Below are 21,620 nucleotides of genomic sequence, written 5' to 3'. Positions count from 1 at the left end.
GCCGGGTAGCTGCTTCTCTCAGCCGTGAGGCCGTTTATATACGGCCAGACGGGCGGCGTGTTGCTAGTCGATACTGTAGGAGACGACAGTGTCGATGAGATGTGAGTGGGCACGCCGGAGCCGCTCGGAGAGCGAGGAGGCGGTAATCTCCAGCTCGTCGGCGACATCTTCGAGCGAGGCCGTCCGGGGAATCTCGAAATAGCCCATCTCGTTGGCGGTCAACAGCGCCTCGCGTTGGCGGTCGGTGAGACCGGCGTCTGCGTCACCCGCGTCGGCGGCGGGAGTCAGCCGGCGCAGCTGGAATCTGCCGTTTCGCTCCCAGAACGAGCGGAAGCTGTCGAGTGTCTCCCGGTCGGCAAACCAGCCGCTTTGAATCCAGCCGGTGGCGGTGACTCGAATTCCCTTGATATCGGCGTCGGCGGCCGCAAGCGCCTGGAGTTCGGTCACGTCATCGACGTAGTCGCCGAGCTGGTCTCTCATCGATATCGATATCGCCGGCTCGACCCGGTAACACGGCGTGGCATCCTCGCGTTCGATAGGAGCGTAGTCGGCGACGAACGCTCCCGCCTCGAACGCCTGCTCGACCGCGTCGGCAGGCCCCTCGGTTACGCGGACGAGAAAGGCCGTGTAATGGCTCTCGCTCGGGTGAAATTTGAGCTCCAGGGTCGTCTCAGGAACCTCTTTGGCGACAGCGACAAACGGCAACCCCTCGCAGGTAATCTCGTACTCGGCCAGCAGTCCCATGAATCTTGTTGGAACATCGTCACTACTGTGTGTTTCGATTGGGGGCGGACCCACCTGTTGCTTTCGCCAGGAAGGCAATCTATCGACGACTTCTGACGCACACCAGCAGACGAAACCATTTCGTTCCTGTCTGCCCTACCGTAGATAATGAGTTCTATCCTCGGTCGCCTCAAGCGCCCGATACTCTACGTGATGGCACCGGCCTACGTCGTCGCTGGCATCCTTCACTTCGTCGTTCCCGACCTCTACGCACAGATTATTCCGCCGCTGTTGCCGTTTCCACTCGCGTTGGTTTATCTCTCAGGACTCGCAGAGATTGCTGTCGGAGTTGGGCTGTTGGTTCCCCGAACCCGACAGTATGCGGCCTGGGGAACGGTAGCGCTGTTGCTCGCAATCTACCCGGCGAACATCTACATGGCAACAAGCGGCGTCGTCATCGAAGGCTTGTCTGGCGGCGGCGACCCGTCTGCACTCGTCCGCTGGGGACGACTGCCGCTTCAGGGCGTGCTTATCGCACTCGCGTTCTGGTACACGAAGCCCACAAACAACGTGTAGCAGTCTGGTCTCAATCGCCCGTCGTGACGTGTGAACACCGAAGACATCGCCACGCTCCGGACTCCGTCTCGGTGTAGTACGCTATCTCGAAGCGCTCGGCGTCGGTCGGTTTGACCTGTGCCTCAGCAGGCTCGTGGCCTTCCCAGCTGATACCACAGTTCGGGCACTCCGAGGGTCGTCTCATCGACGGATACACCGTCTTTGTTGTTCGGGCCACCGGCTCAAGAAGCTCACTGTCTCGCGGAAAATGTACGCCCGAAACACTAACGACCGGCATCATCCCTGGCGGCGTGCCGCGTCAGCCGGCTAACCCTCGTGCGGGCGTTTTCCGAATCGATGGACACTGTCGTCCGGTCTGTCGCGTGCCCGGGTTCGCCGCGCGTCATTGCACCCGTATGGGTCTACTCTGGCGGGGACTAGGGCACGCACCCACCCTTTGAGCTGGGAGGACATGAACCCTGCCTTCGGTCCGAACCAGTACGTATACGACAATCGACCGTGTATAACGGAACTGTGACTCGAAACGAACGGATTGCAATCCTCGGGGGAACGTTCACCCCAATTCACAACGGCCACCGGGCGCTGTTACATACCGCGTTCCAGACGGCGAGCCACGACGGGACCGGCGACGGCCACGTCATCGTCGGTCTCACGGATTCAGCCGTCGCCACGCAGACACGGAGCGACCCAGACCACGCCGCACAGCTCGGCCCGATCGAGGAACGCCGTGACAGACTCGACGCGGAATTGGAGAACCTCGCCAATACCTACAGTGCCAGCTACGAGATTGTCACGCTCGAAGACACACACGGCCCGGCAGCCTCTCGGCCCGACGCCGACGCGCTCGTGGTCTCGCCCGAGGCCAAAGCACAGCGACGTGCCTACGAACTCAACGAGACGCGCGTCGCGAACGACCTGCCTCGGCTCGAAATTCACACGGCCCCCTTTGTCGTCGCTGAGGACGGCACCCGAATCAGCAGCACACGCATCCGCAACGGCGAGATCGACGAACACGGCCGCCTGCTGGAGTGACCGCCGAACAGAACTGTTCTTAGAAGCTGTACTCCGACTCGCTGAACTGGACGTAGTTGCCGTCGGAGAACGAGCGCTTCCGCCGCTGGTACTCCCGGAGGAGCTTGACGCCGGAGAGTCCCGATTTGAGCAGCCCGAGCAGCGAGCGCTCGCCCTGATTGGTCATCGTCCCGGCGGTCTCGAAGGCGCGGTCCCAGTCTGCCGGCTCGTACTCTCTGACGAGGTCGGCCATCGTGACGTTCCGGAGGAACTCTGTATCTAGGGCCCCCTTCCACTCACTGTTGTACCGGTCGAGTTGCCCCTGTGCCGCCAGGCGACCGGCGATTTTTCCGGTCCGGACGGCCACGTGGTCGCCACCCTCGTGGAACGCGGAGGTGCCGCCCATCGCGCCGCCGACGACCGCGATGTTCGCCCGCGTCGGCGACTCGATCGGCCGCGTCGAGGAGATAGCGTACGTCTCTGTTCCCTTTCGCTTCCCTCGCTCTTCGACGAGCGGGAAATCCTCAATGTCGTACTCGGGATACTCGCGATGAATGAGGCGTTCGATGTACGTCTTCCCCTGTGGTATTTTCTCGTCGTCGCTCCGGAGCAGCGCCCACTTGCGGTGGTCGTAGTCCTCGATATCCAGCCCGATAGGCATCGTCAGGCCGATTCGAGCGACGTTGCCGTCGTTGGGAAATACCCACGGATAGGCGGTGTGTCCGGGCATTAGGCCCCACCAGAACTTCAGCCGGTGTGGGTCGTACAGTTCCTCGGGGACCTCGCGGTGTTCCTGGTAGGCGATGTGGTTGACCGAGGAGGGGTCAAGTACGTCGGCAATCGAGTGACCGTCGGCGGTGAACTGGTCGAGGGTGTCGACCGTGACGGTCCGCTGTGGGCCGTCCGCCAGAATGAGATACTCGGCTTCGACCTGCTCGCCACCAGAGAGGGTCAGCGTGTGGCTGTACCCCCCGTTCTCGTGAGTTTCGACCGATGTGACACTGTCACCGACCGCATAGCGGCCGCCGGCGTCTTCGGCTCGCTCGCGGAGCCAGTCGTCGAAGCGCGCCCGGTGGAAGGCACAGCCGAAATGCGGATACGAGGCGCTGATGCCGGTGTTGTCGAGTGAAAGCGTCGCTGAGGGTCCGATGAAGTCGGCACCATCGAGCCGACGGAGGATGATGTCTTCGGGGATCTCGTCGGGATCGAACCCCATCAGGTCGACCCAGTAATCGAGCAGGCCGGCGGCGTCGGTCGAATCCGGGCCCATCCCATCTCGGTCGGCCCGCGGAACTCCCTTCTCGAAAACGACCGCCTCGGCGCCGTGCTTGGCAGCCTGCCACGCCGCCGAGGTCCCTGCTGGACCACCGCCGACGACTGCGACGTCGATGCGTTCCATACCTCACGTCACTCGCCCGGCGTTTATATTCCCTGCCATCGACTCCGCCTTTTGTGCTATCTCGTCGGTACAGGTTGAGCTCTTCTCGATGGGTCTACCGATGCGAAGACACACCAAAAGTTATTTTTGTCCGAAATTTACGAATGAGTGAACTATAAGTCAGTCACAGCATAATCAGCCGACAATGGGACCGGGAGGCGACGAAATCAAGGTGCTTCACGTCGATGATGACCAGTCGTTCGTCACGTTGACCCCGACGCTTCTGACCCGGGAATCGTCGCAGTTCAGCGTGACGACCGCCGCTTCGCCCACCGAGGGGATGACTCACCTGCACGAAAACAATGTCGACTGTGTGGTCTCCGACTACGACATGCCCGACACCAACGGTATCGAGTTCCTCGAATCTGTCCGCGCGGAGTTTCCTGAGCTTCCGTTTATCCTGTTCACCGGCAAGGGCAGCGAGGCAGTCGCGAGCGAAGCGATTTCTGCGGGCGTGACAGATTACCTCCAAAAGAGCAGCAGCGCCGACCAGTACACCGTCCTGGCAAACCGAATCGAGAACGCCGTCGAGGCCTCCCGCGCTAAACAGCGAGTCGGCCGTCTGGAGCGAGTACGAAAGACGGTTCGAGAGGTGAATCGGTCCCTGGTTCGAGAGGAGAGCCGGGAACCGTTGGAACAGGCTGTCTGCTATCAGTTCGTCACCGGCGACGCCTACGCCTTCGTCTGGCTGACACGGTACGACGATGGCCGTTTGACACCGCATGCGGCACGCGGCATCGATTCTGCCGCTCTCGAACCGACCCACGTGAGCGATACCTGCGAGCGAACCGAGACCGCTGTCACGACGCCCCAACTGGTCGTCGAACGTGATCCGACGCTCCCTCCGGAAGTCACCGGAGAGCCGGACCCTGAGTACAACGAGTGTGCGGTCGTGCCGACGATGTACAACGACACCATCTACGGAACCTTGCACCTGTATACACAGCCAGAGACCACCATCAGCGGCGAGGAGGAGCTGGTGTTGATAGAAATCGCCGACGATATCGGCTACGGAATCCACAATCTGGAGATGAAGTCCGAACTCGCCGAGGGCGGGGCATAGCGCCTCGGCGTGGGTTCCGGTCAGCCCTCCGTTGCTGACCTCAAATGTATCCCTTTTCGGCCAGGAGTTCGCCGTTCAGCAGTGACGCACCCGCCGCGCCCCGCAGTGTGTTGTGTGCGAGACAGTTGAACTGGAGGCCGCCGTCGGTCGACCTGAGGCCGCCGGCCGCGACCGCCATCCCGCCCTCCAGTGTGCGGTCCAGCCGGGGCTGTGGTCGCTCCGGGTCCTCGAAGACGTGGACGAGTTGGTCCGGTGAACTGTAAAGCTCTAGCGAGGGATATGACTCCATGGCCTCGGCTGCCTCTTCGACAGTCGCGTCCGCTGTCGTCTCCACCCAGACGTTTTCGAGGTGGCCGTCGAGAGTCGGAATCCGGTTACAGGAGGCCTCGACCCGTGTGTCGTGCCAAGAGACGCTCGCGCCGTCGAACTCTCCGAGCAGTTTGCGTGATTCTGTCTCCATCTTGTTCTCTTCGCCGCCGATGTGTGGAATTGCGTTGTCGATAATCTCCATCGAGGTGACGCCGTCGTACCCCGCGCCCGACACCGCCTGTAGCGTTGCGACGGTGACGCGGTCGAGGCCGAAGGCGTCGTCGAGTGCAGCGAGCGGGGGAACCATCGTGATTGTCGAGCAGTTTGGGTTCTTGACGAGTGCGCCGTCCCACCCGCGCTCGTCACGCTGACGTTCGATGAGGTCGATGTGGTCGGCGTTGACCTCCGGAACCGTCAGCGGCACGTCGTCGGCTGTCCGGGCGTTCGAGGAGTTCGAGGAGACGACGTAGCCCGCCTCACAGAAGGCGGGTTCGACCTCGCGGCCAATATCCGAGGGCAGCGAGGAAAACAACAGGTCCAGGTCGTCCGGCACTGCTTCTGGCGTCGTCTCTGTCACGGTCATCTCGGCAACCGCATCCGGAATCGGCGACTCGATGCGCCACTTCGACGCGTCCCCGTAGGACCGGCCTGCGCTTGCCTCGCTCGCCGTGAGCGCTCGAATCTCGAACTCTGGATGCGGCGCGAGCAGTTGGACCAGGCGCTGGCCCACTGCCCCCGTCGCGCCGAGGATGCCGACAGCTACTGTCATAGGGTGTCGTAGGTGGGACATCGGTCAAAACAGTTTGGAAACCGTCCACATCTGTCGCTGCTGCTGTCGACATCGAATATCCGGGCTGTCTCGTCGTCGGCTCTGGCTAGTTGTGGAAGATATCGTCCGGTCGAATCCGGAGCAGGAGTCGCTCGGTCTGTATCTCGCTTGGGTAGTCCTCGTCGACGTACCGCTGTGCTAACTCGTCGGCGTGTTCGCGTGCTCCATCTGTCGTCGTCTCGATGACGGTTCCTGTGACAGAGAGGAACCGGTACGGGTCGTCGGGGTCGGTCATACTCACCGATACATCTGGGTTTTCGGCCACATTCTTTGCCTTCCGGCGGTGGCGCTCGGTGTTGACGAGCAATCTGTTGTCCGAGATGTCGTAGTCGACCCAGACAGGTGTCGTATGTGGTCGGTCGTCCGGCAGCATCGTTACGACGTGTGCGAACGTCGGCTTCTCGAAGAAGTCGTGAAATTCGGATGGAATAGCTGGCATACTCTTTCGGTGGCACGCCGGACGGATATGCTTACCCGGTGCCTCACCGGAATCCATCCAAACCCTCTTTTTCGGAGGGGGCTACAACATACGTAATGGTAGACTTGCTGACCGGCGTCCTCGTCGGCATCGTCATCTACACTGTTATCGCGATGGCGTTGCGGGCCTACGGCTATCTGCCGGAGTACGTCAAGGTCACCGGCCCGATGCTGACAATCAAGACCAGGCGCGGCCGACAGTTCCTGAGTCGGCTAGCCAGCCCAAAGCGCTTCTGGCGCGCCTGGGGAAACCTCGGTGTCGGCATCTCTCTGGTCGTAATGGTTCTTGCCGGTATCGTCGTCGCCCTCTCTGTCCCCGCCATCATCACACAGCCAGAGACGGCGACCATCGAGAGTCCACAGAACGTGCTGGTCATCCCCGGCGTCAACGACTTCCTCCCACTGTCGGCGGCCCCGGAGATTCTGTTCGGGCTGCTGGTGGGTCTCGTCGTCCACGAGGGTGGCCACGGCCTGCTCTGTCGGGTCGACGATATCGAGATTGACTCGATGGGTATTGCGCTCATCGGCTTCATTCCGCTTGGCGCGTTCGTCGAACCCGACATCGACGACCAGCGTGACGCCGACCGCGGTGCACAGGCCCGGATGTTCGCGGCGGGCATCACGAACAACTTCGCTGTCACAGCCATCGCACTCGTCGGGCTCGTGGTGTTGACGAGCTTCGTCACGGCCGCTCCCGGAGCTGCCGTCGGAGACACCTTCGATGGCTCTGGGGCAGCCGATTCCGGCATCGAGCGCGGCGACGTCATCACACACATCGACGGCACTCACGTCGAGAACGCAACCGAGTTCGAAGACTACCTGGACGATTCCGACGCCGAACAGGTGACTGTCTCGCGGCGAGATGCTGAGGACGTTTCCGTCGACAGGCGCTTGCTCATCACCGGCGCGGTTACGGATGTGATTCCCGAAGTCCGACTCGGGGGCAGCCAGCAACCCATCATCCAGACGGTCAACGGTACCGCCGTGAGCACCGAAGGACAGCTCGCGGCCGCTGTCGAGGGGCGGTCTGTCGCGTCCATCGAGACCGACCGCGGGAGCGCGACGCTCCCAATCGGGGCTTACGTCTTCGATGTCGATTCCGATGGACCGATGGCAGCGGCCGGCGCACCCACAGAAGAGTCGTTCATCGTCACACAGCTTGGTGGCACGCGAGTCTCGAATACGTCTGCGTTCAGCGACCGCATCGACAGCTTCGACCCGGGCACAGAGATATCAGTTGTCGCCGTCGTCGACGGCGAGCGGACGCCGTACAACGTGACCGTCGGCGGGTCGAGCGCCGACCCGCGTATCGGTGTCGCTGCGGCCGACGGCTACAGCGGTATCGTGGTGAACGACTTCGGTGTCGACCCGTACCCGGCCGAGAACTTCCTCGCGATGCTCGGCGGGGATGCGATTCCGGATGACTTCTCGGCCGTGGGTGGCTTTCTCTGGTATCACGTCCAGTTGCTTGTCTTGCCGTTTGCGACGCTCATCGTCGACGGCTTCTCGTATAACTTCGCCGGCTTCACCTCTGGCGTCTCTGGGTTCTTCGTCGTCGAGGGGCCGTTCTCAGCCTTCGGCGGGGGATTGCTTGTCACGCTCAGCCTCCTCTTTTGGACCTGGTGGATTAACTTCAACCTCGCAATCTTCAACTGTATTCCGTCGTTCCCGCTCGATGGCGGGCACATCTTCCGGGCGGCAGCAGAGTCTGTCGTCTCGCGGCTGCCGACATCCTACGGGCGAGAGATTGTAACCGTCGCGACGGTGGCGCTGACGCTTGCGATGATTGCTGCGATGGCCGTGCTGTTGTTCGGACCGCTCCTGTTGACCTGAGCGGCCCCGAAACGAAAGCTTTCCAACACCGCCTTGTGTAGTCCCTAGTATGCCGGAACCACGCGACCCGCCGCCGACAGAGGAGGGATGGTACGCATTACACGACTTCCGGACCATCGACTGGGACGCCTGGCGTGACACGCCAGCCCACGAGCGCGAGCGAATCCTCGACGAGGCCACCGAGTACTTTGAGTCGACGCTCGCCGTCGAGGACGCTGAAGAGGGAGAAAGCGCGATATACTCGATGTTGGGACACAAGGCCGATTTCCTCGTGTTGCATCTCCGCCCTTCGACTGCTCACGTCGGCGCGCTGGAGCGCGGGTTCGAGAACACCGCATTCGCCGAGTACACCGACCGCGAAACGTCGTTTGTCTCTGTGACCGAAGCCTCGGGTTACTCAGAGCGGGCCCGAGACTACTTCGAAGGTGACCTCGACGAGAATTCGGGGCTGGCAAACTACATCCGGACGCGGCTGCATCCGACAATTCCGGACGCAACACACGTCTGTTTCTACCCCATGGACAAGCGCCGCCAGCCCGGCCAGAACTGGTACGACCTGCCGTTCGACGAGCGGGCAGAGCACATGGAGGCACACGGCGATATCGGCCGGGACTACGGCGGCAGCGTCGTCCAGATGATTACCGGCGCAATCGCCATCGACGACTGGGAGTGGGGTGTCACCCTCTGGGGCGACGACCTCACCGACATGAAAGACTTGCTCTACGAGATGCGCTTCGACCCCTCGACCTCCCAGTTCGCCGACTTCGGGAGCTTCTACGTCGGTCGTCGCATCGCGCCGACGGACCTGCCGGCGCTGCTGGCTGGCGAACCCGTTCCGACCGATGAGGGCCACGAGACGACCGACGGGGAGACCCCCGACTCGGTACCGACCCATCCCGAGGAGGCCACAGAGACAGACGAACACGAGGAGGCAGACGACGAGGATTCCGCCGGCAAACCCCCGATGGCCGAAACCGACGCCAGCTGGACCGACGTCGAGGACATGGAGACCCGTCTCGCCCAGCTCGGAATCCACGCTGGCGAGGACTTCGAAGAGGACGGGTTCGCGCTCGTCCTCTACTCCGGGGCCGACGCCCAGGAACTCGCCGAGGAGGTCGACGGACTCAGGGGCAACTTCGAGCACTACGACTCGCATCTCCTCACGCGGGTCCGAGCCGAGGGCGGCCGGTCGGCCATCGTCAGCGTCTGGGACGCCGAGCGGGCTGCTGACACCGCCTTCGGGTTCCTGCAAGACCTGCCCGGCGTCGACGAGAGCTACGGCGGTCCCGTTGAGGGCGGCGACGCGACGGGCGACCACACGGCCGAGGAGTCCGCCGACATCCGCGGGACGCTCGACGACCTCGACGTCTACGGCGGCCAGCCCCACGGCGAGGACATCTTCGCGCTGGTGTTGTACTCCGATGCCGACCTGGGGACACTCGAAGACGAGGTGGCCGAGTTGGGCAACGGTTTCGACCGTTACGATACCCACAGAGGGACGACCGTCTACGACGACCCAGAGAGCGACACAGCGGCGGTCGTGAGCCACTGGGACACCGCAGACGCCGCCGAAACAGCCAGTGACTACCTTGCGGACCTGCCTGGCGAAATCGGCTGGGCTGACGCCGGCGGCGGCTTCGAGACAATGGGGATGTTCTACACTGTCGAGCCGGAGTACCGCGAGGAGTTCGGCGAGACGTTCGAGGAGGTTCACGGGCTGCTCGAAGAGATGGACGGCCACCGTGACACAGCGCTTCTGGTCAACACCGACGACGAGAACGACATGTTCATCGCCAGCCGGTGGGACTCGAAAGAAGACGCGATGGGCTTTTTCCGGTCGGACGCATTCGCCGAGACGCTCGAATGGGGCCGTGAAATCCTTGCTGACAAACCGCGGCACGTCTTCCTGGCCTAAGCCCCGGAGCCGAGAGCGAACGCGTTTTACGGGCAGACGAACTACGACTGCCCAATGAGTCAACCATTCGAGGGCCTCCCGACATCGCCGCTTGCCGACGAGCTCGTCGACAAGGCCTTCTCGCGGGCCGCACGCTCTGGCCGGGCCAAATCCGGCCACGACGCCCAGGAGTCGATGCTGCTGACGGCCACGAACATCATTTCGGACAATCTCGAAAACGTCGTCTCTGGCTGGCCGGATTTCGACCGACTAGACCCGTTCTACGTGAATCTCGCCGACGCTATCGTCAACGTGGACGCGCTCCGGCAACACCTCAACGAGGTGACCTGGGCGAGTCGGAAGGCGACAGATATCCGTCACGAATACGAGTCGAAGATGCGAAACAGCGGCATTGACCTGGCCGAAAAACACCGAAAACAGGCATTTGCCCGCCTCGCAGACGTCGTCGAGGAGGTCGAAGACGACCTCGAAGCACTGCTCGATGCGCGCGAACAGCTCCGTGACCTCCCCGACATCCGGCCGGACGAACCCACAATCGTCGTCGCCGGCTATCCCAACGTGGGGAAATCCTCCTTCGTCAACGACGTGACCCGGGCCAGCAACGAGGAAGCCTCCTACCCGTTCACGACGACACAGGTCCACGTGGGGCACGTCGAACACCGCCACATCCGCTACCAACTCGTCGACACGCCCGGGCTACTCGACCGGCCGGCTGAGGAACGCAACGAGGTCGAATCACAGGCCGTGAGCGCGCTCGAACACGCCGCCGACGCCGTCCTGGTGGTCCTCGACCCGAGCGTCGACTGTGGCTACCCGCTCGACCTCCAGCGCTCGCTACGCGACGACATCGGGTCCACCTTCGACGCTCCGGTCCTCTCGGTGTTCAACAAGAGCGACCGCGCAGAGGAATCCTTCGAGGATGCCGACCACATGATGAGTGTGACCGAGGACGAGAACGTCGAGGGTGTCCTGATGGCCGCCATTGAGGCAATCGATTACGAACCTGAACTCCCGATAGACGAGGATTAGCCGCGCTCGGTCTGGATGTAGCGCACCTCGACGCTCAGGTCGGTGCCTGTCGTTTCTCGCATCTCTGTCCGCATGAGCGTTGCCAGTCCCGATGCCGACTCTCCCGGCGGAACGCCGACGGTCACGACCACGCGGTCGGGGTTCTGGAACGGTAACGCTCTGGGATACTCGATTTCGACGCTCAACACGTCGATGTCCTGGCCCGGAGCGAACGCCTCGATTGCGGCAGCCGCATCAGCCCGGATGTCGTCCTCTGTGGAGGCGCGCTGGAAGGAATCGAAGGTGACGCCACCCAGAAACGCAGAGAGTACGAGAATAGCCACCACCAGCGCGGCACCTCGTTTGAGCAACGCGTTCCGGGCGTCCTCGTGGTAGAACCACTGTTTTGGCCGGTACCCCTTGTACCAGAGGACGACGAGCGAGGCGAGGTTGATCGAGAGGACGTTGACGAGCAACAACACGCCGGCACCGAGGCTGACCTGTGGCTGTCCCCAGGCGAGACCGATGCCGACCGTCGCCGCCGGCGGGATGAGCGCAACAGCAATCATGACACCCACGAGCGCCGCGGAGACACCGCTGGTGAGACTCACGATACCAGCGACACCGGCTCCGATGGCGATGGCGAGCATCAGGAAATCCGGGGCAACCCGCTCCTGGACTTCGGGTACTGTCGTTACGTCCGCAAGCGGCGGGATGAGGTGGACTTGCCGAACGAGAAACGCAAACGCAAACGCCGACAGAATCGCGAGCACCAGTCCCGCAGCCTGAAGACGGACGCCGCGCCGGAACATCTCGCTGTCGTTGACGACGGTCCCGACACTGGCAGAGAGCGCCGGCCCCACTAGCGGCGCGATGACCATCGACCCGACGACGACGGCGGCCGAATCGAGCAGGAGGCCAGCGGTCGCGACGACCGCACTCACGACTGTCATGATGGCGTAGGTCGTCGTCGAGGGAGCGAGACTCGCCGCCGCCGAGACGAGTTCGTCTCTGGCGATGCGGTCCTCGTCTTGCTCCTCGGCGTACTCCTCCTGGAGTGCCTCGAAACGCCGAGAGACGACCGTGTTCGCGTCGAGCACGACGGTAAAGGTATTCTCGCCCAACCCCGCCTCCCTGAGGCTGTCCAGCGTCGGCTCGACGGCGTTCGTCGGGAGCGGAATGTACGCGATGCTATCGAACTCCCGGCCGCTGGTCTCCTCGGTCACGACGTAGTCGATACCATCGTCGTCGAGACGGGCGAGCAACGCCTCGCGTTTACCTGACGGAATGATGACCTGGACCAGTCGCACGTCTGTTCCTGGTGCCCTCCAGGAATATAGTTCAGGGGGACAGTCGCTCAGCCCAGCGCATCGACGCCGAGGAATTCGTGGACGAGAAACTCGACCGCATTGAGGACGTAGTGTGCAACGACGACGACCAGCAGGCTCCCGGTGAGAACGTAGCCAGCCGCGAGCACGAACCCGAGCGTTCCCGTGACGACGACGCCGACACGCCCCTGTGCGCCGTGACCGAGCGCAAACGCGAGCGAGGAGACGCCTGCGAGTGCCCACGCGTTCAGGCCCAGCCCCGCGGCCGGAACGCCGACCAGTGCCGCCCGGAAGAGGAGTTCCTCAGAGACAGCAATCAGCGGCAACGCGACGGTGAGAAGCACGACCCAACCGCCGGCAGCGTCTGGCGCGAGCAGGTGGCGAACCCGCTCGTCGTACGACGCGCCGACGGCGTCGGCTACTCTCGTCGAAAGTTCGTTCGCCACCCAGAGGACAGCACCGAAGGCGACGCCGACTGCGACCGCGCCCACCTCGACAGTAATGCCGATGGCGTCGCCTGGTATCTCGAAGTACCAGGCCGACAGTGCGATGACGAGCGCAACCGCTCCCTGCGTGACGATGGCGTTTACGAGCAACAGTCGGGAGGTGAGAACAATCTCCGTGGTGTCATCAACCGCCTGTGTCGGCGGACGCCGCACCGCCGTGTTGTCGACCGAGTTAGTCTGTACCGAGAGGCCGGACGCCGTCGCCGGCACAGCCGCGTTGCCCTGTCCTGCGGGCGCGTGCTGGTCGATAACATCCTCCGAGCGGCGTGCAAGAACGAGAACCGTTCCGACGGTCAAAACCGAGACGGCGAGAAACGATGCCCAGGCCGGCACAGCTACTGTGGGCTGGGGTTTCCGCTCGGCGTGACCTCGCTGTGGAGTGCGCTACCGGTGATGGACTTGAGGCGGTCAACTAGCGACTCCTTTCTGGCGTCGCCGTCGAGCGCGATATCCAGCACCTCGGAGATGTGCGAGACCGGGATGACCTCGACCATATCCTCGTACTCGTCTTCGAGCATCACGTCCTGCTCGTTGGCTTTCGGGATGATGATTGTGTCACAGCCCGATTTGGCCGCGGCCTCGATTTTGTGCGTGACACCGCCGACCGGGAGTACGTCACCCCGGACCGACAGCGAGCCGGTCATGGCGACGTTCTGTGCGATGGGGATGTCCTCGAGCGCGGAGATGACGGCCGTCGCGACCGTAATCGAGGCGGAGTCACCGTCGACACCCTGCTGGCCCGCCTGGACGAACTGGATGTGGATGTCCTTCTCGGTGATATCCTCGTTCGAGAGCTTCTTGATGATTGCCGAGACGTTCATCACGGACTCCTCGGCCATCTTCTGGAGTTTTCCTGTGGCGATAACCTCGCCGGGACCGTGTGCGTCGGCGATTTCAGCCACGACGGGGAGCATGATACCCGAGTCCTCGCCCATCACGGCGAGCCCGTTGACTCGGCCGACCATGCTGCCCTCTGCGACCGTCGTGCCGTACTCGCGGCGCCGCTCTATCATCTCGTCAGCGAGCTGTTGCTCGATCGAGCGCGAGCGGTCCTTGGCTTCGACGACGTCCTCGCGTTCGGTATACTGCTTGTCCTTGGCGCGAGCAACGTCGCCTGCGACGCGGACGAGCCCACCCAGGTCACGCAGCTCCAGCGTGAGCTGGCCCTTGCGGCCGGCCCGACGCCGGGATTCGAGAACGATTTCCTCGATTGCATCTCGGGTGAAATGCGGGAGCCGCCCGTCTTTCTTGACCTCCTGGGCGACAAAGCGGGCGTACTTCCGGCGCATCTCGGCGGTGTCGTCGATGGTGTCGTCCATGTACACCTCGTATCCGTACCCCTTGATGCGCGAGCGAAGCGCTGGATGCATGTTCTGCATCGCGTCCATGTTTCCGGCCGCGACCATCACGAAGTCACAGGGGACGGGCTCGGTCTGGACCATCGCACCCGAGGAGCGCTCGGACTGGCCCGTGACGGAGAACTCGCCCTCCTGGATGGCAGTCATTAGCTTCTGCTGTGACCGGATATCGAGCGTGTTGATCTCGTCGACGAACAACACGCCCTTGTTGGCCTTGTGAATCGCGCCGGGCTCGACGCGGTCGTGGCTGGGCGTCTCCATCCCGCCGGACTGGAACGGGTCGTGGCGAACGTCGCCCAGCAGCGCACCGGCGTGAGCGCCGGTCGCGTCCTCGAAGGGTGCAGTCTGCTGGTCTGCCGTGTTCACAATCATGTTCGGGACCATTGCGTCGTTGCCCCGTGACATGTACCGGAAGACGAGATAGACGATACCTGCGGCGATAATACCGAGCAGGAGCTGTCCCATGAAGATGAGCGAGTAGCCCAACACCAAGATGATAAGAACCCACATGATAAAGCGGCGCATCTGGCTGCGCTTGCGCGCCTCTTCTTTGTGGGCGTCGACAATCTGTTCACCTTTCCCCGAGGGCACGGTCCGGACTTTCGGTGCGTTGCCGTCGTCGGGGTTGTGATAGACAAGAATGTCTTGCAGGTCTTCCGGGGGAAGCAGCTGGCTCATCGCTTTGGCCAACATCGACTTCCCGGTTCCGGGCGACCCGATCATCATCACGTGGCGGCGCTGCTTGGCCGCTTTCAGGACAGTATCGCGGGCGTGGCTCTGCCCGATAACCTGGTCGACGAGTCTGTCTGGCACCTCGATTTCGTCCGAGGCGTCGATTTGGAGGCCGCCGAGTAAGTCGTCCTCGGCGATTTCCTCGTCGATTTCCATATCCTCGTCGACGTCGCTGCCGAGTACCTCGTCGATTTCTGTGTCGTACTCCTCGCTGTTGCGGTCAACTCCATTGGGGTCTGGACTCCGCGGGGGGTCATCCCACACGTCGTCGGGACTGCCGGCCCCGTCACGGCCGGCGTCGTGCTCGCCCTCCCGCCGACCAGGCAGGTGTTCCTCGGCCGGACGCGAATCGCCCGACTCCGTGTCTGACCGGTCCCCAGGAGGACTGTCTCCGTTCGGAGACGGCTCTGCGTGCCCCTCCGGGGCGTCCGTCTCCCGCTCGTTATCTGGAGCGTCTTTGTCGTTACTCATACAATCGTTGCTACCATCTTTGGACAAGTGCTGTCTACTGATATACTTTCTCCCCCTATGACCACCCTGAATGTGGAAAAACCGCAGTACTGCAGCCGAATAGCTAATATCTGCTCCGGTGTATGATACGAGACAGGGTTTAAGAAACTCCCCCGTCTCGATACAGGCAATGACGACACGTGGTCTGGTCATCGGTCGGTTCCAGCCGTTTCACGACGGGCACGCACAGCTCGTCGCCGAAATCGTCGACGAGGTAGACGAACTTGTCTTTGGTATTGGAAGCGCCGGGGACTCTCACACAGTCCGAAATCCGTTCACAGCCGGCGAACGCATTATGATGGCGACCAAATCCATCGAGGCGATGGATATCGATACGACCGTTTACACGGTCCCTATCGAGGACCTGAACCGGAACGCAGTCTGGGTGAGTCACGTCGAGAGCATGGCTCCCCGGTTCGATATCGCGTTCTCGAACAATCCGCTGGTCGTCCAACTGTTCACCGAAGCCGGTGTCGAGGTCCGGCAGACGCCGATGTACAACCGCGACGTCCTGAAAGGTAGCAAGCTCCGCGAGCGGATGGTCGAGGGCGAGGACTGGGAGTCACACGTCCCCGATGCGGTGGTCGACGTTCTCGACGAGATAAACGGCATCCAGCGCATCCAGGCCGTCAGTCGGGAGGGCTGATAACCTCGTCGACGGCCGACGACAGGTCTGCAAGCGCTTGGTCGACAAACTGTGCCTTGCACTCGGTGCGGTCGCCGTCAAACTCGTAGCGCTCAACCCGTGCAGTCGACCGCTCGCTCCCCCACGGTGCCGCGTAGGCGACGCCGATACAGACCGTCCCCACCGGCTTCTCCTCGGTTCCACCGCCCGGGCCAGCGATGCCGGTCGTCGAGACGCCCCAGGTGGTTCCGGCCGTATCCCGGACGCCTGCAGCCATCTCGACGGCGACGGCCTCCGAAACTGCGCCGTCTGCATCGAGTGACTCTCGGGAGACGCCGAGGAGTTCCTGTTTTGCCTCGTTCGAGTAGGTAACGAGACTGCGGTCGAAGTAGTCGCTGGAGCCGGGTACGTCGGTAATTGTCGAGGCGAGCAGGCCACCGGTACAGGACTCGGCGAGGGCGAGCGTCTGCTCCGCCCCACGGAGTCGGTCGCCGAGTTCCCGCGCTGTCGAAGACGCCATACCCTGGCTTTGGCGACTGACCACATCAATCCCGTGGCCGGCGTGGTGCGGTACGCTCATGGTTGCAGCCACCAACGCACCCGACATGGACGTCACAATCGAGCCGTCGACGGTCGAAGGGTCTGCCCCGGCACCGCCATCGAAGAGTTACACCCACCGCGCGATCCTGGCGGGCGGGTACAGCAACAGCGTGACGGTCGCGAATCCACTGATGAGTGCCGACACGCGAGCGACGATTCGGGCCGTCGAAGCCTTCGGCGGAGACGTGACACACGACGCCGACGCTGGCACGCTCGAAATCGAGGGGTTCGACGGCGAGCCGACGGTCCCCGACGACGTTATCGACTGTGCCAACTCCGGGACGACGATGCGGCTGGCGACGGCGACCGCCGGGCTGGTCGACGGCGTGACGGTCCTGACGGGCGACGACTCGCTGCGGAGCCGGCCACAGGGGCCGCTCCTGCGCGCGCTCGAACAGCTCGCGGGACGCGCCGAGAGCACCCGCGAGAACGGGCAGGCTCCGCTCGTCGTCGGCGGGCCACTCATGGGAGGGAGTGCGCCGCTTCCCGGCGACGTGTCCTCCCAGTTCGTCACCGCTCTGTTATTTGCCGGCGCGGCGACCGACGCAGGCGTCGATATCACCCTCCAGACAGAACTCAAATCCGCTCCCTATGTCGACATCACCCTCGACCTCCTCGACGATTTCGGCGTCTCCGCCCGCCGGACCGGCCGTGGCTTCTCCGTCGGCGGCCGCCAGCGCTACCGTCGCAGAGAGCCGTACACCGTGCCGGGCGATTTCTCGTCGACCTCGTATCTCCTTGCCGCCGGCGCAATCGCTGGCGCGGAGCCAGTCACTGTCACTGGAGTATACCCCAGCCAACAGGGCGACGAGGCAATCGTCGACCTCCTCGGTGAGATGGGAGCGGGCATCGAATGGGACCGCGAGGCTGGCGAGCTCTCGGTGACTGCGGATACCCTGTCTGGCATTGAGGCAAGCGTCGCGGACACCCCGGACCTGCTGCCGACGCTCGCAGTCCTGGGGGCGACAGCCGAAGGGACTACCAGACTCACCGACTGCGAGCACGTCAGGTACAAAGAGACCGACCGGGTGGCTGCGATGGCCGACGCGCTCTCGACGATGGGGGCGGCAGTCGAAGAACGAGAAGACGAGCTTCGAGTCGACGGCGACGAGAGTACACTCCAGGGTGCAACGCTGGACGGGCGCGGCGACCACCGTATCGTGATGGCTCTCTCGGTCGCCGGACTCGCCGCTGAGGGCGAGACGACGGTCACGGGAGCCGAACACGTCAATGTCTCATTCCCCGACTTCTTTGAGGCGCTGGAGGGCATCGGCACGGAACTCAGCCGAACCGAGTAGCAACAGACCGCCGGACGCATACTTCTATATGTTACAGCGACGATGTTCGAGCCATGACTGAGAGTGTGGGGACACATGCCCGAACCGACAGAACACCTGTTATAGGTGGTGGCTCAAGATGAACGGCGGTTACTCGCGCAGATACGCGGAGTGGATAGCGACACACAGTCGACTCGTCATCGTCGCGGTTGTCCTCGTGACAGTCCTCGTCGGCGCAGGAGCCGGCATGGGCGACGCCGGGGAGGCTGGCGTTGGCGAGTTCGAAGTCGACTCCGAGGAGTTCGACGCCGCTGACTTCATCGACGCTAACTACGCGACAGACAACACGGTCGCCGCACAGCTCGTCGTCCGGGACGAGGGTGGTGACGTGTTGACCAAAGACTCTCTGTTGGCGGGCCTCCGGCTCCAAGAGGAGCTGCGAGACAATCCCGAGGTCGAGTCGACGCTCACGGAGCGAGGCATCGTCGGCATCGAGAACGTCGTCGGCACGGCCGCAGTCTACGCCGGCAGCGACACGCCGCCGACAGCACAGCCGCCCCTGGAGCGCCAGCGAGAGGCACTCGCCGCTCTGAGCGAGAGCGAAGTCGAGGCGCTGCTGGCGCGTGTCCTCGACCCCGACGGCGCACAGCAGCTACTCGGCGACGCAGACCCCTACGCCCTGCTCCCGCAGGGATACGAACCGGGATCGACCACGGCGACAGCACGGCTCACGTTCATCTCACAGGTCGACGACAGCAGCGAGACGAGCGAGCCACTAGCGGCCTACGACGCACAGATCGCCATCGACGGACTCGCCGACGAGTACTTCGCGGACGCCTTCGTCTTCGGGCAGGGTGTCAGAGACGAGGCCTCCTCGAACGCGACCGCCGACAGCTTCGCCATCATCACGCCCTTCGCGCTCGTGCTCATCCTGTTCGTGCTGGGTGTCTCCTACAGGGACGTAGTCGACATCCTCCTCGCTGTCCTCGGTATCGTCGTTGTGCTAGTCTGGCTCCAGGGGCTCATGGGCTGGCTCGCGGTGCCGATGAACGTCATCCTCATCGCCGTCCCGTTCCTGCTCATCGGGCTCTCTATCGACTACGCGGTCCACGTCGTGATGCGCTACCGGGAGGCGCGACAGGGGACGCTCGATGTCGAGACAGATCTCTCGACTGGGGACGGCGCGATTCGTGGGGCGATGGGGCTCGGACTCGGCAGTGTCGTCCTCGCGCTGGCGGCGGCGACGTTCTCGACGGGCGTCGGCTTTCTCTCGAACGTCGTGAGCCCGCTGCCGGCAATCCAGGACTTCGCGGTCCTGAGTTCGGGTGGCATCTTTGCGACCTTCGTCGCCTTCGGCGCGTTCCTGCCGGCGCTCAAAATCGAGGTCGACGGTCTCCTTGAAGGGCGGTTCGGACGTTCGCGTGACAAGCCGGCATTTGGCACGTCGAGTGGCGCGGTGAAACGGGCACTCGGGGGCGTCTCGGCGGTTGCGACACGGGCACCGGTCGCGGTTCTGGTGGTCGCGCTCCTGTTGACGACCGGTGGTGTCGTCGGCGCGACCTCGATAGACACCGAGTTCAACCAGGCCGACTTCCTCCCACAGGACGCCCCCGACTGGGCCGAGTATCTCCCGGGTCCGTTCGAGCCGGGAACCTACACCATCACCGACGACTTCGAGTACCTGAGTGCGAACTTCCAGATTCGGGGTGAGGGCGGCCAGTCGACAGTGCTGATACGCGGGGACGTAACGTCGCCGGCGATGCTGGCAGCCGCTGACCAGGCGAGCAACGCGGTCACCGAAGCGAGCGCAATCCAGCGCCGACCCGACGGCGTCGGTGCCGTTGACGGTCCACAGACGGCCATTCGGGAGGTCGCGGCCGAGAACGCGACCTTCGCAGCGATTGTCCAGCAGTACGACACCGACGGCGACAGCCTCCCCGACGAGAACGTCGGGGCAGTCTACGCCGCACTCTTCGAGGCCAACGAGGAGGCGGCCGCCGAGGTGTTGAGCCGCGACGGCGAGGAAATCACATCTGCCCGGCTCCAGCTCAGCGTTCGGAGCAGCGAGTCGACCCAGCGCATCGCCACGGATACACGCGCCTTCGCCGACGCCGTCGAGTCGAACGCCGCTGGCGTCTCGTTGCGTGCCGTCGCTACCGGACCGCCGGTGACAGAGGGGGTACTGCAGGACGCGTTACTGGAGACACTCGTCGAGGCGTTCGTCGTGACGCTCGTGGTGATTCTGGTCTTCCTCACCGCCCTCTTCTGGGTGCGCTACCGGTCTCCCACCCAGGGTGTGGTTGTCGTGATTCCCGTCGTTATCGCCCTCGCGTGGCTGCTCGGCGCGATGGCACTGCTTGATATCCCGTTCAACAGCGAGACGGCAGTCATCACGAGCCTGGCAATCGGGCTCGGTGTCGACTACAGCATCCACGCCGGCGAGCGGTTCGTTGCCGAGCGCGAACAGCGCGAGACAGTCGAGGAGGCACTACAGGCGACGGCGACCGGCACCGGCGGCGCGTTGCTCGCAAGTGCTGCGACGACCGCCTCGGGCTTTGGCGTGCTCGCGCTCTCGCTGTCGCCGCCGTTGCGTCGGTTCGGGACGGTGACCGGCGGTGCCATTATCTTCGCCTTCGTCTCGGTCGTGACGGTGCTTCCGGCACTCTTTGTCCTGCGTGAGCGCCTCGTCGACAGACTCCAGAGCTAATCGCCGCCGGCGTTCTGTTCGCTCTCGAAGGAGGACGGATTCGGCTCGATGCTAGTGTACTCGACGACTCGCTTCCCGAGCACAAGCGTCCGCTCTTCGAGTGAGTCGTCGACGAACTCGCCGTCCTCGAACTGGTCGTAGGCTGAGGGAATTGCGACCTGATGGGGGAGTGTCCAGGCGTCGAGTGCCCGACAGACCGTCCGCAGGGCGTCGAGGGCACCAGTCGGGAAACTCCCGCCCGCGACCGCGAGCAGTCCGACGGTCGTCTCCTCGAACTCGTCGAATCCACAGTAATCGAGGGCGTTTTTGAGTACTGCGCTGTAAGAACCGTGATACATCGGCGTTCCGAGGATAACCGAATCGGCCTCCCGGACCGCCTGCCGGAGCCGTGTTGCGTCGCCTGCCTCGTCGTGGTCCGGATCGAAGGGCGGGAGGTCGAATTCCCGAAGGTCGAGCAAGTCGGTCGACGCACCACGCTCCCGTGCCTCATTGAGGGCGTGCCCGAGCGCTGTGCGCGTGTGGCTTCCGTCGCGAAGACTGCCGCAGATAGCGACAACGTGTGGTTGCGTAGACATGATTGTGGGGTGGTGTAGCCACAATAAAGTCTCTGTGGTTGTATCCGAAAGAGACAGAGCGCCTGATCCCCGCTCTCAGTGTCACACGCATCCCCAGTGCGGGCGGAGATCAGTATCATGAGTTGGTGTGTGAGACTAATAAACGTGGGGCAGACGAGTGACTGACATCTGTCTGCCGCGCGTCAGACATCACGGAGCACACCGTTTTTGAGGCGGCTCG

General features: G+C 63.3%; 19 protein-coding genes. 9 read left to right on the top strand and 10 right to left on the bottom strand.

All coding sequences use genetic code 11. The annotated features are described in order from the left end of the window. Nucleotides 1-63 precede the first annotated feature (63 nt). The gene (locus OSC37_RS04095; RefSeq protein ID WP_267163335.1) at nt 64-744 is read right to left on the bottom strand and encodes a helix-turn-helix domain-containing protein; all 681 of its coding nucleotides are present in this window, start codon (nt 742-744) and stop codon (nt 64-66) included. A 147-nt stretch (nt 745-891) separates the two neighbouring features. Between OSC37_RS04095 and OSC37_RS04090 the strand changes: the two genes are divergently transcribed. Further along, nucleotides 892-1,299, top strand: coding sequence for a DoxX family protein (locus OSC37_RS04090; RefSeq protein WP_267163334.1), 408 nt, complete (start codon nt 892-894; stop codon nt 1,297-1,299). A gap of 10 nt (nt 1,300-1,309) precedes the next feature. On the opposite strand, the gene OSC37_RS04085 is transcribed toward OSC37_RS04090, so the two are convergent. Continuing rightward, nucleotides 1,310-1,483: a hypothetical protein gene (locus OSC37_RS04085; RefSeq protein WP_267163333.1), complete on the bottom strand. Its 174-nt coding sequence runs from the start codon at nt 1,481-1,483 to the stop codon at nt 1,310-1,312. A gap of 329 nt (nt 1,484-1,812) precedes the next feature. Between OSC37_RS04085 and OSC37_RS04080 the strand changes: the two genes are divergently transcribed. Further along, complete coding sequence (locus tag OSC37_RS04080; protein WP_267163332.1) at nt 1,813-2,331, top strand: phosphopantetheine adenylyltransferase; 519 nt, start codon at nt 1,813-1,815, stop codon at nt 2,329-2,331. A 19-nt stretch (nt 2,332-2,350) separates the two neighbouring features. Here the strand turns inward: OSC37_RS04080 and OSC37_RS04075 are convergent, their stop codons facing one another. Beyond that, nucleotides 2,351-3,709 (bottom strand): NAD(P)/FAD-dependent oxidoreductase, encoded by a 1,359-nt coding sequence (locus OSC37_RS04075; RefSeq protein ID WP_267163331.1) that lies wholly within the window; start codon nt 3,707-3,709, stop codon nt 2,351-2,353. Between the two features lie 184 nt (nt 3,710-3,893). Here OSC37_RS04075 and OSC37_RS04070 point away from each other — a divergent pair, with 184 nt between their 5' ends. Then, the gene (locus OSC37_RS04070; protein ID WP_267163330.1) at nt 3,894-4,811 is read left to right on the top strand and encodes a response regulator; all 918 of its coding nucleotides are present in this window, start codon (nt 3,894-3,896) and stop codon (nt 4,809-4,811) included. A 40-nt stretch (nt 4,812-4,851) separates the two neighbouring features. On the opposite strand, the gene asd is transcribed toward OSC37_RS04070, so the two are convergent. Together asd and OSC37_RS04060 are read right to left on the bottom strand one after the other, a co-directional pair. Next, on the bottom strand, nt 4,852-5,889 hold the full coding sequence (gene asd, locus OSC37_RS04065; RefSeq protein WP_267163329.1) for an aspartate-semialdehyde dehydrogenase: 1,038 nt from the start codon (nt 5,887-5,889) through the stop codon (nt 4,852-4,854). A 106-nt stretch (nt 5,890-5,995) separates the two neighbouring features. Next, entirely contained in the window at nt 5,996-6,388 is a 393-nt protein-coding gene (locus OSC37_RS04060; protein ID WP_267163328.1) for a pyridoxamine 5'-phosphate oxidase family protein, read from the bottom strand. Nucleotides 6,389-6,483: 95 nt separating this feature from the next. Between OSC37_RS04060 and OSC37_RS04055 the strand changes: the two genes are divergently transcribed. The 3 genes from OSC37_RS04055 to OSC37_RS04045 are packed head-to-tail and all read left to right on the top strand — an operon-like array spanning nt 6,484 to nt 11,203. Next, a complete protein-coding gene (locus OSC37_RS04055; RefSeq protein ID WP_267163327.1) occupies nt 6,484-8,259 on the top strand; it encodes a site-2 protease family protein in 1,776 nt (591 codons plus the stop codon). Nucleotides 8,260-8,308: 49 nt separating this feature from the next. Continuing rightward, the gene (locus OSC37_RS04050; RefSeq protein WP_267163326.1) at nt 8,309-10,174 is read left to right on the top strand and encodes a heme-binding protein; all 1,866 of its coding nucleotides are present in this window, start codon (nt 8,309-8,311) and stop codon (nt 10,172-10,174) included. A gap of 54 nt (nt 10,175-10,228) precedes the next feature. Further along, nucleotides 10,229-11,203, top strand: a complete 975-nt coding sequence (locus OSC37_RS04045; protein ID WP_267163325.1) for an NOG1 family protein — start codon at nt 10,229-10,231, stop codon at nt 11,201-11,203. On the opposite strand, the gene OSC37_RS04040 is transcribed toward OSC37_RS04045, so the two are convergent. From OSC37_RS04040 to lonB, 3 genes are read right to left on the bottom strand one after another with little or no spacing between them, the layout of a single operon-like run. After that, a complete protein-coding gene (locus OSC37_RS04040; RefSeq protein ID WP_267163324.1) occupies nt 11,200-12,492 on the bottom strand; it encodes a TIGR00341 family protein in 1,293 nt (430 codons plus the stop codon). The genes OSC37_RS04045 and OSC37_RS04040 overlap by 4 nt on opposite strands. Nucleotides 12,493-12,539: 47 nt before the next feature. After that, entirely contained in the window at nt 12,540-13,349 is an 810-nt protein-coding gene (locus OSC37_RS04035; RefSeq protein ID WP_267163323.1) for a CPBP family intramembrane glutamic endopeptidase, read from the bottom strand. Between the two features lie 2 nt (nt 13,350-13,351). Next, complete coding sequence (gene lonB, locus OSC37_RS04030) at nt 13,352-15,577, bottom strand: ATP-dependent protease LonB (protein WP_267163322.1); 2,226 nt, start codon at nt 15,575-15,577, stop codon at nt 13,352-13,354. Nucleotides 15,578-15,746: 169 nt separating this feature from the next. Between lonB and OSC37_RS04025 the strand changes: the two genes are divergently transcribed. Next, nucleotides 15,747-16,262 (top strand): nicotinamide-nucleotide adenylyltransferase, encoded by a 516-nt coding sequence (locus tag OSC37_RS04025; RefSeq protein ID WP_267163321.1) that lies wholly within the window; start codon nt 15,747-15,749, stop codon nt 16,260-16,262. Here OSC37_RS04025 and OSC37_RS04020 read toward each other — a convergent pair. Continuing rightward, nucleotides 16,246-16,761 carry a CinA family protein gene (locus OSC37_RS04020; protein WP_267164149.1) on the bottom strand — a complete coding sequence of 172 codons (516 nt, stop codon included), beginning with the start codon at nt 16,759-16,761 and terminating at the stop codon, nt 16,246-16,248. The two genes, OSC37_RS04025 and OSC37_RS04020, sit on opposite strands and share 17 nt — an antisense overlap. Before the next feature lie 85 nt (nt 16,762-16,846). On the opposite strand from OSC37_RS04020, the gene aroA reads away from it, so the two are divergent. Further along, a complete protein-coding gene (gene aroA, locus OSC37_RS04015) occupies nt 16,847-18,139 on the top strand; it encodes a 3-phosphoshikimate 1-carboxyvinyltransferase (RefSeq protein ID WP_267163320.1) in 1,293 nt (430 codons plus the stop codon). A 118-nt stretch (nt 18,140-18,257) separates the two neighbouring features. Continuing rightward, nucleotides 18,258-20,825: an efflux RND transporter permease subunit gene (locus OSC37_RS04010; RefSeq protein WP_267163319.1), complete on the top strand. Its 2,568-nt coding sequence runs from the start codon at nt 18,258-18,260 to the stop codon at nt 20,823-20,825. Here the strand turns inward: OSC37_RS04010 and OSC37_RS04005 are convergent. Next, nucleotides 20,822-21,400 carry an NADPH-dependent FMN reductase gene (locus OSC37_RS04005; protein WP_267163318.1) on the bottom strand — a complete coding sequence of 193 codons (579 nt, stop codon included), beginning with the start codon at nt 21,398-21,400 and terminating at the stop codon, nt 20,822-20,824. The genes OSC37_RS04010 and OSC37_RS04005 overlap by 4 nt on opposite strands. Nucleotides 21,401-21,620 lie beyond the last annotated feature (220 nt).

This window comes from Halovenus salina (assembly GCF_026410925.1).
GTDB lineage: Archaea > Halobacteriota > Halobacteria > Halobacteriales > Haloarculaceae > Halovenus > Halovenus salina.
This window is presented reverse-complemented; position numbering and strand designations above follow the sequence as displayed.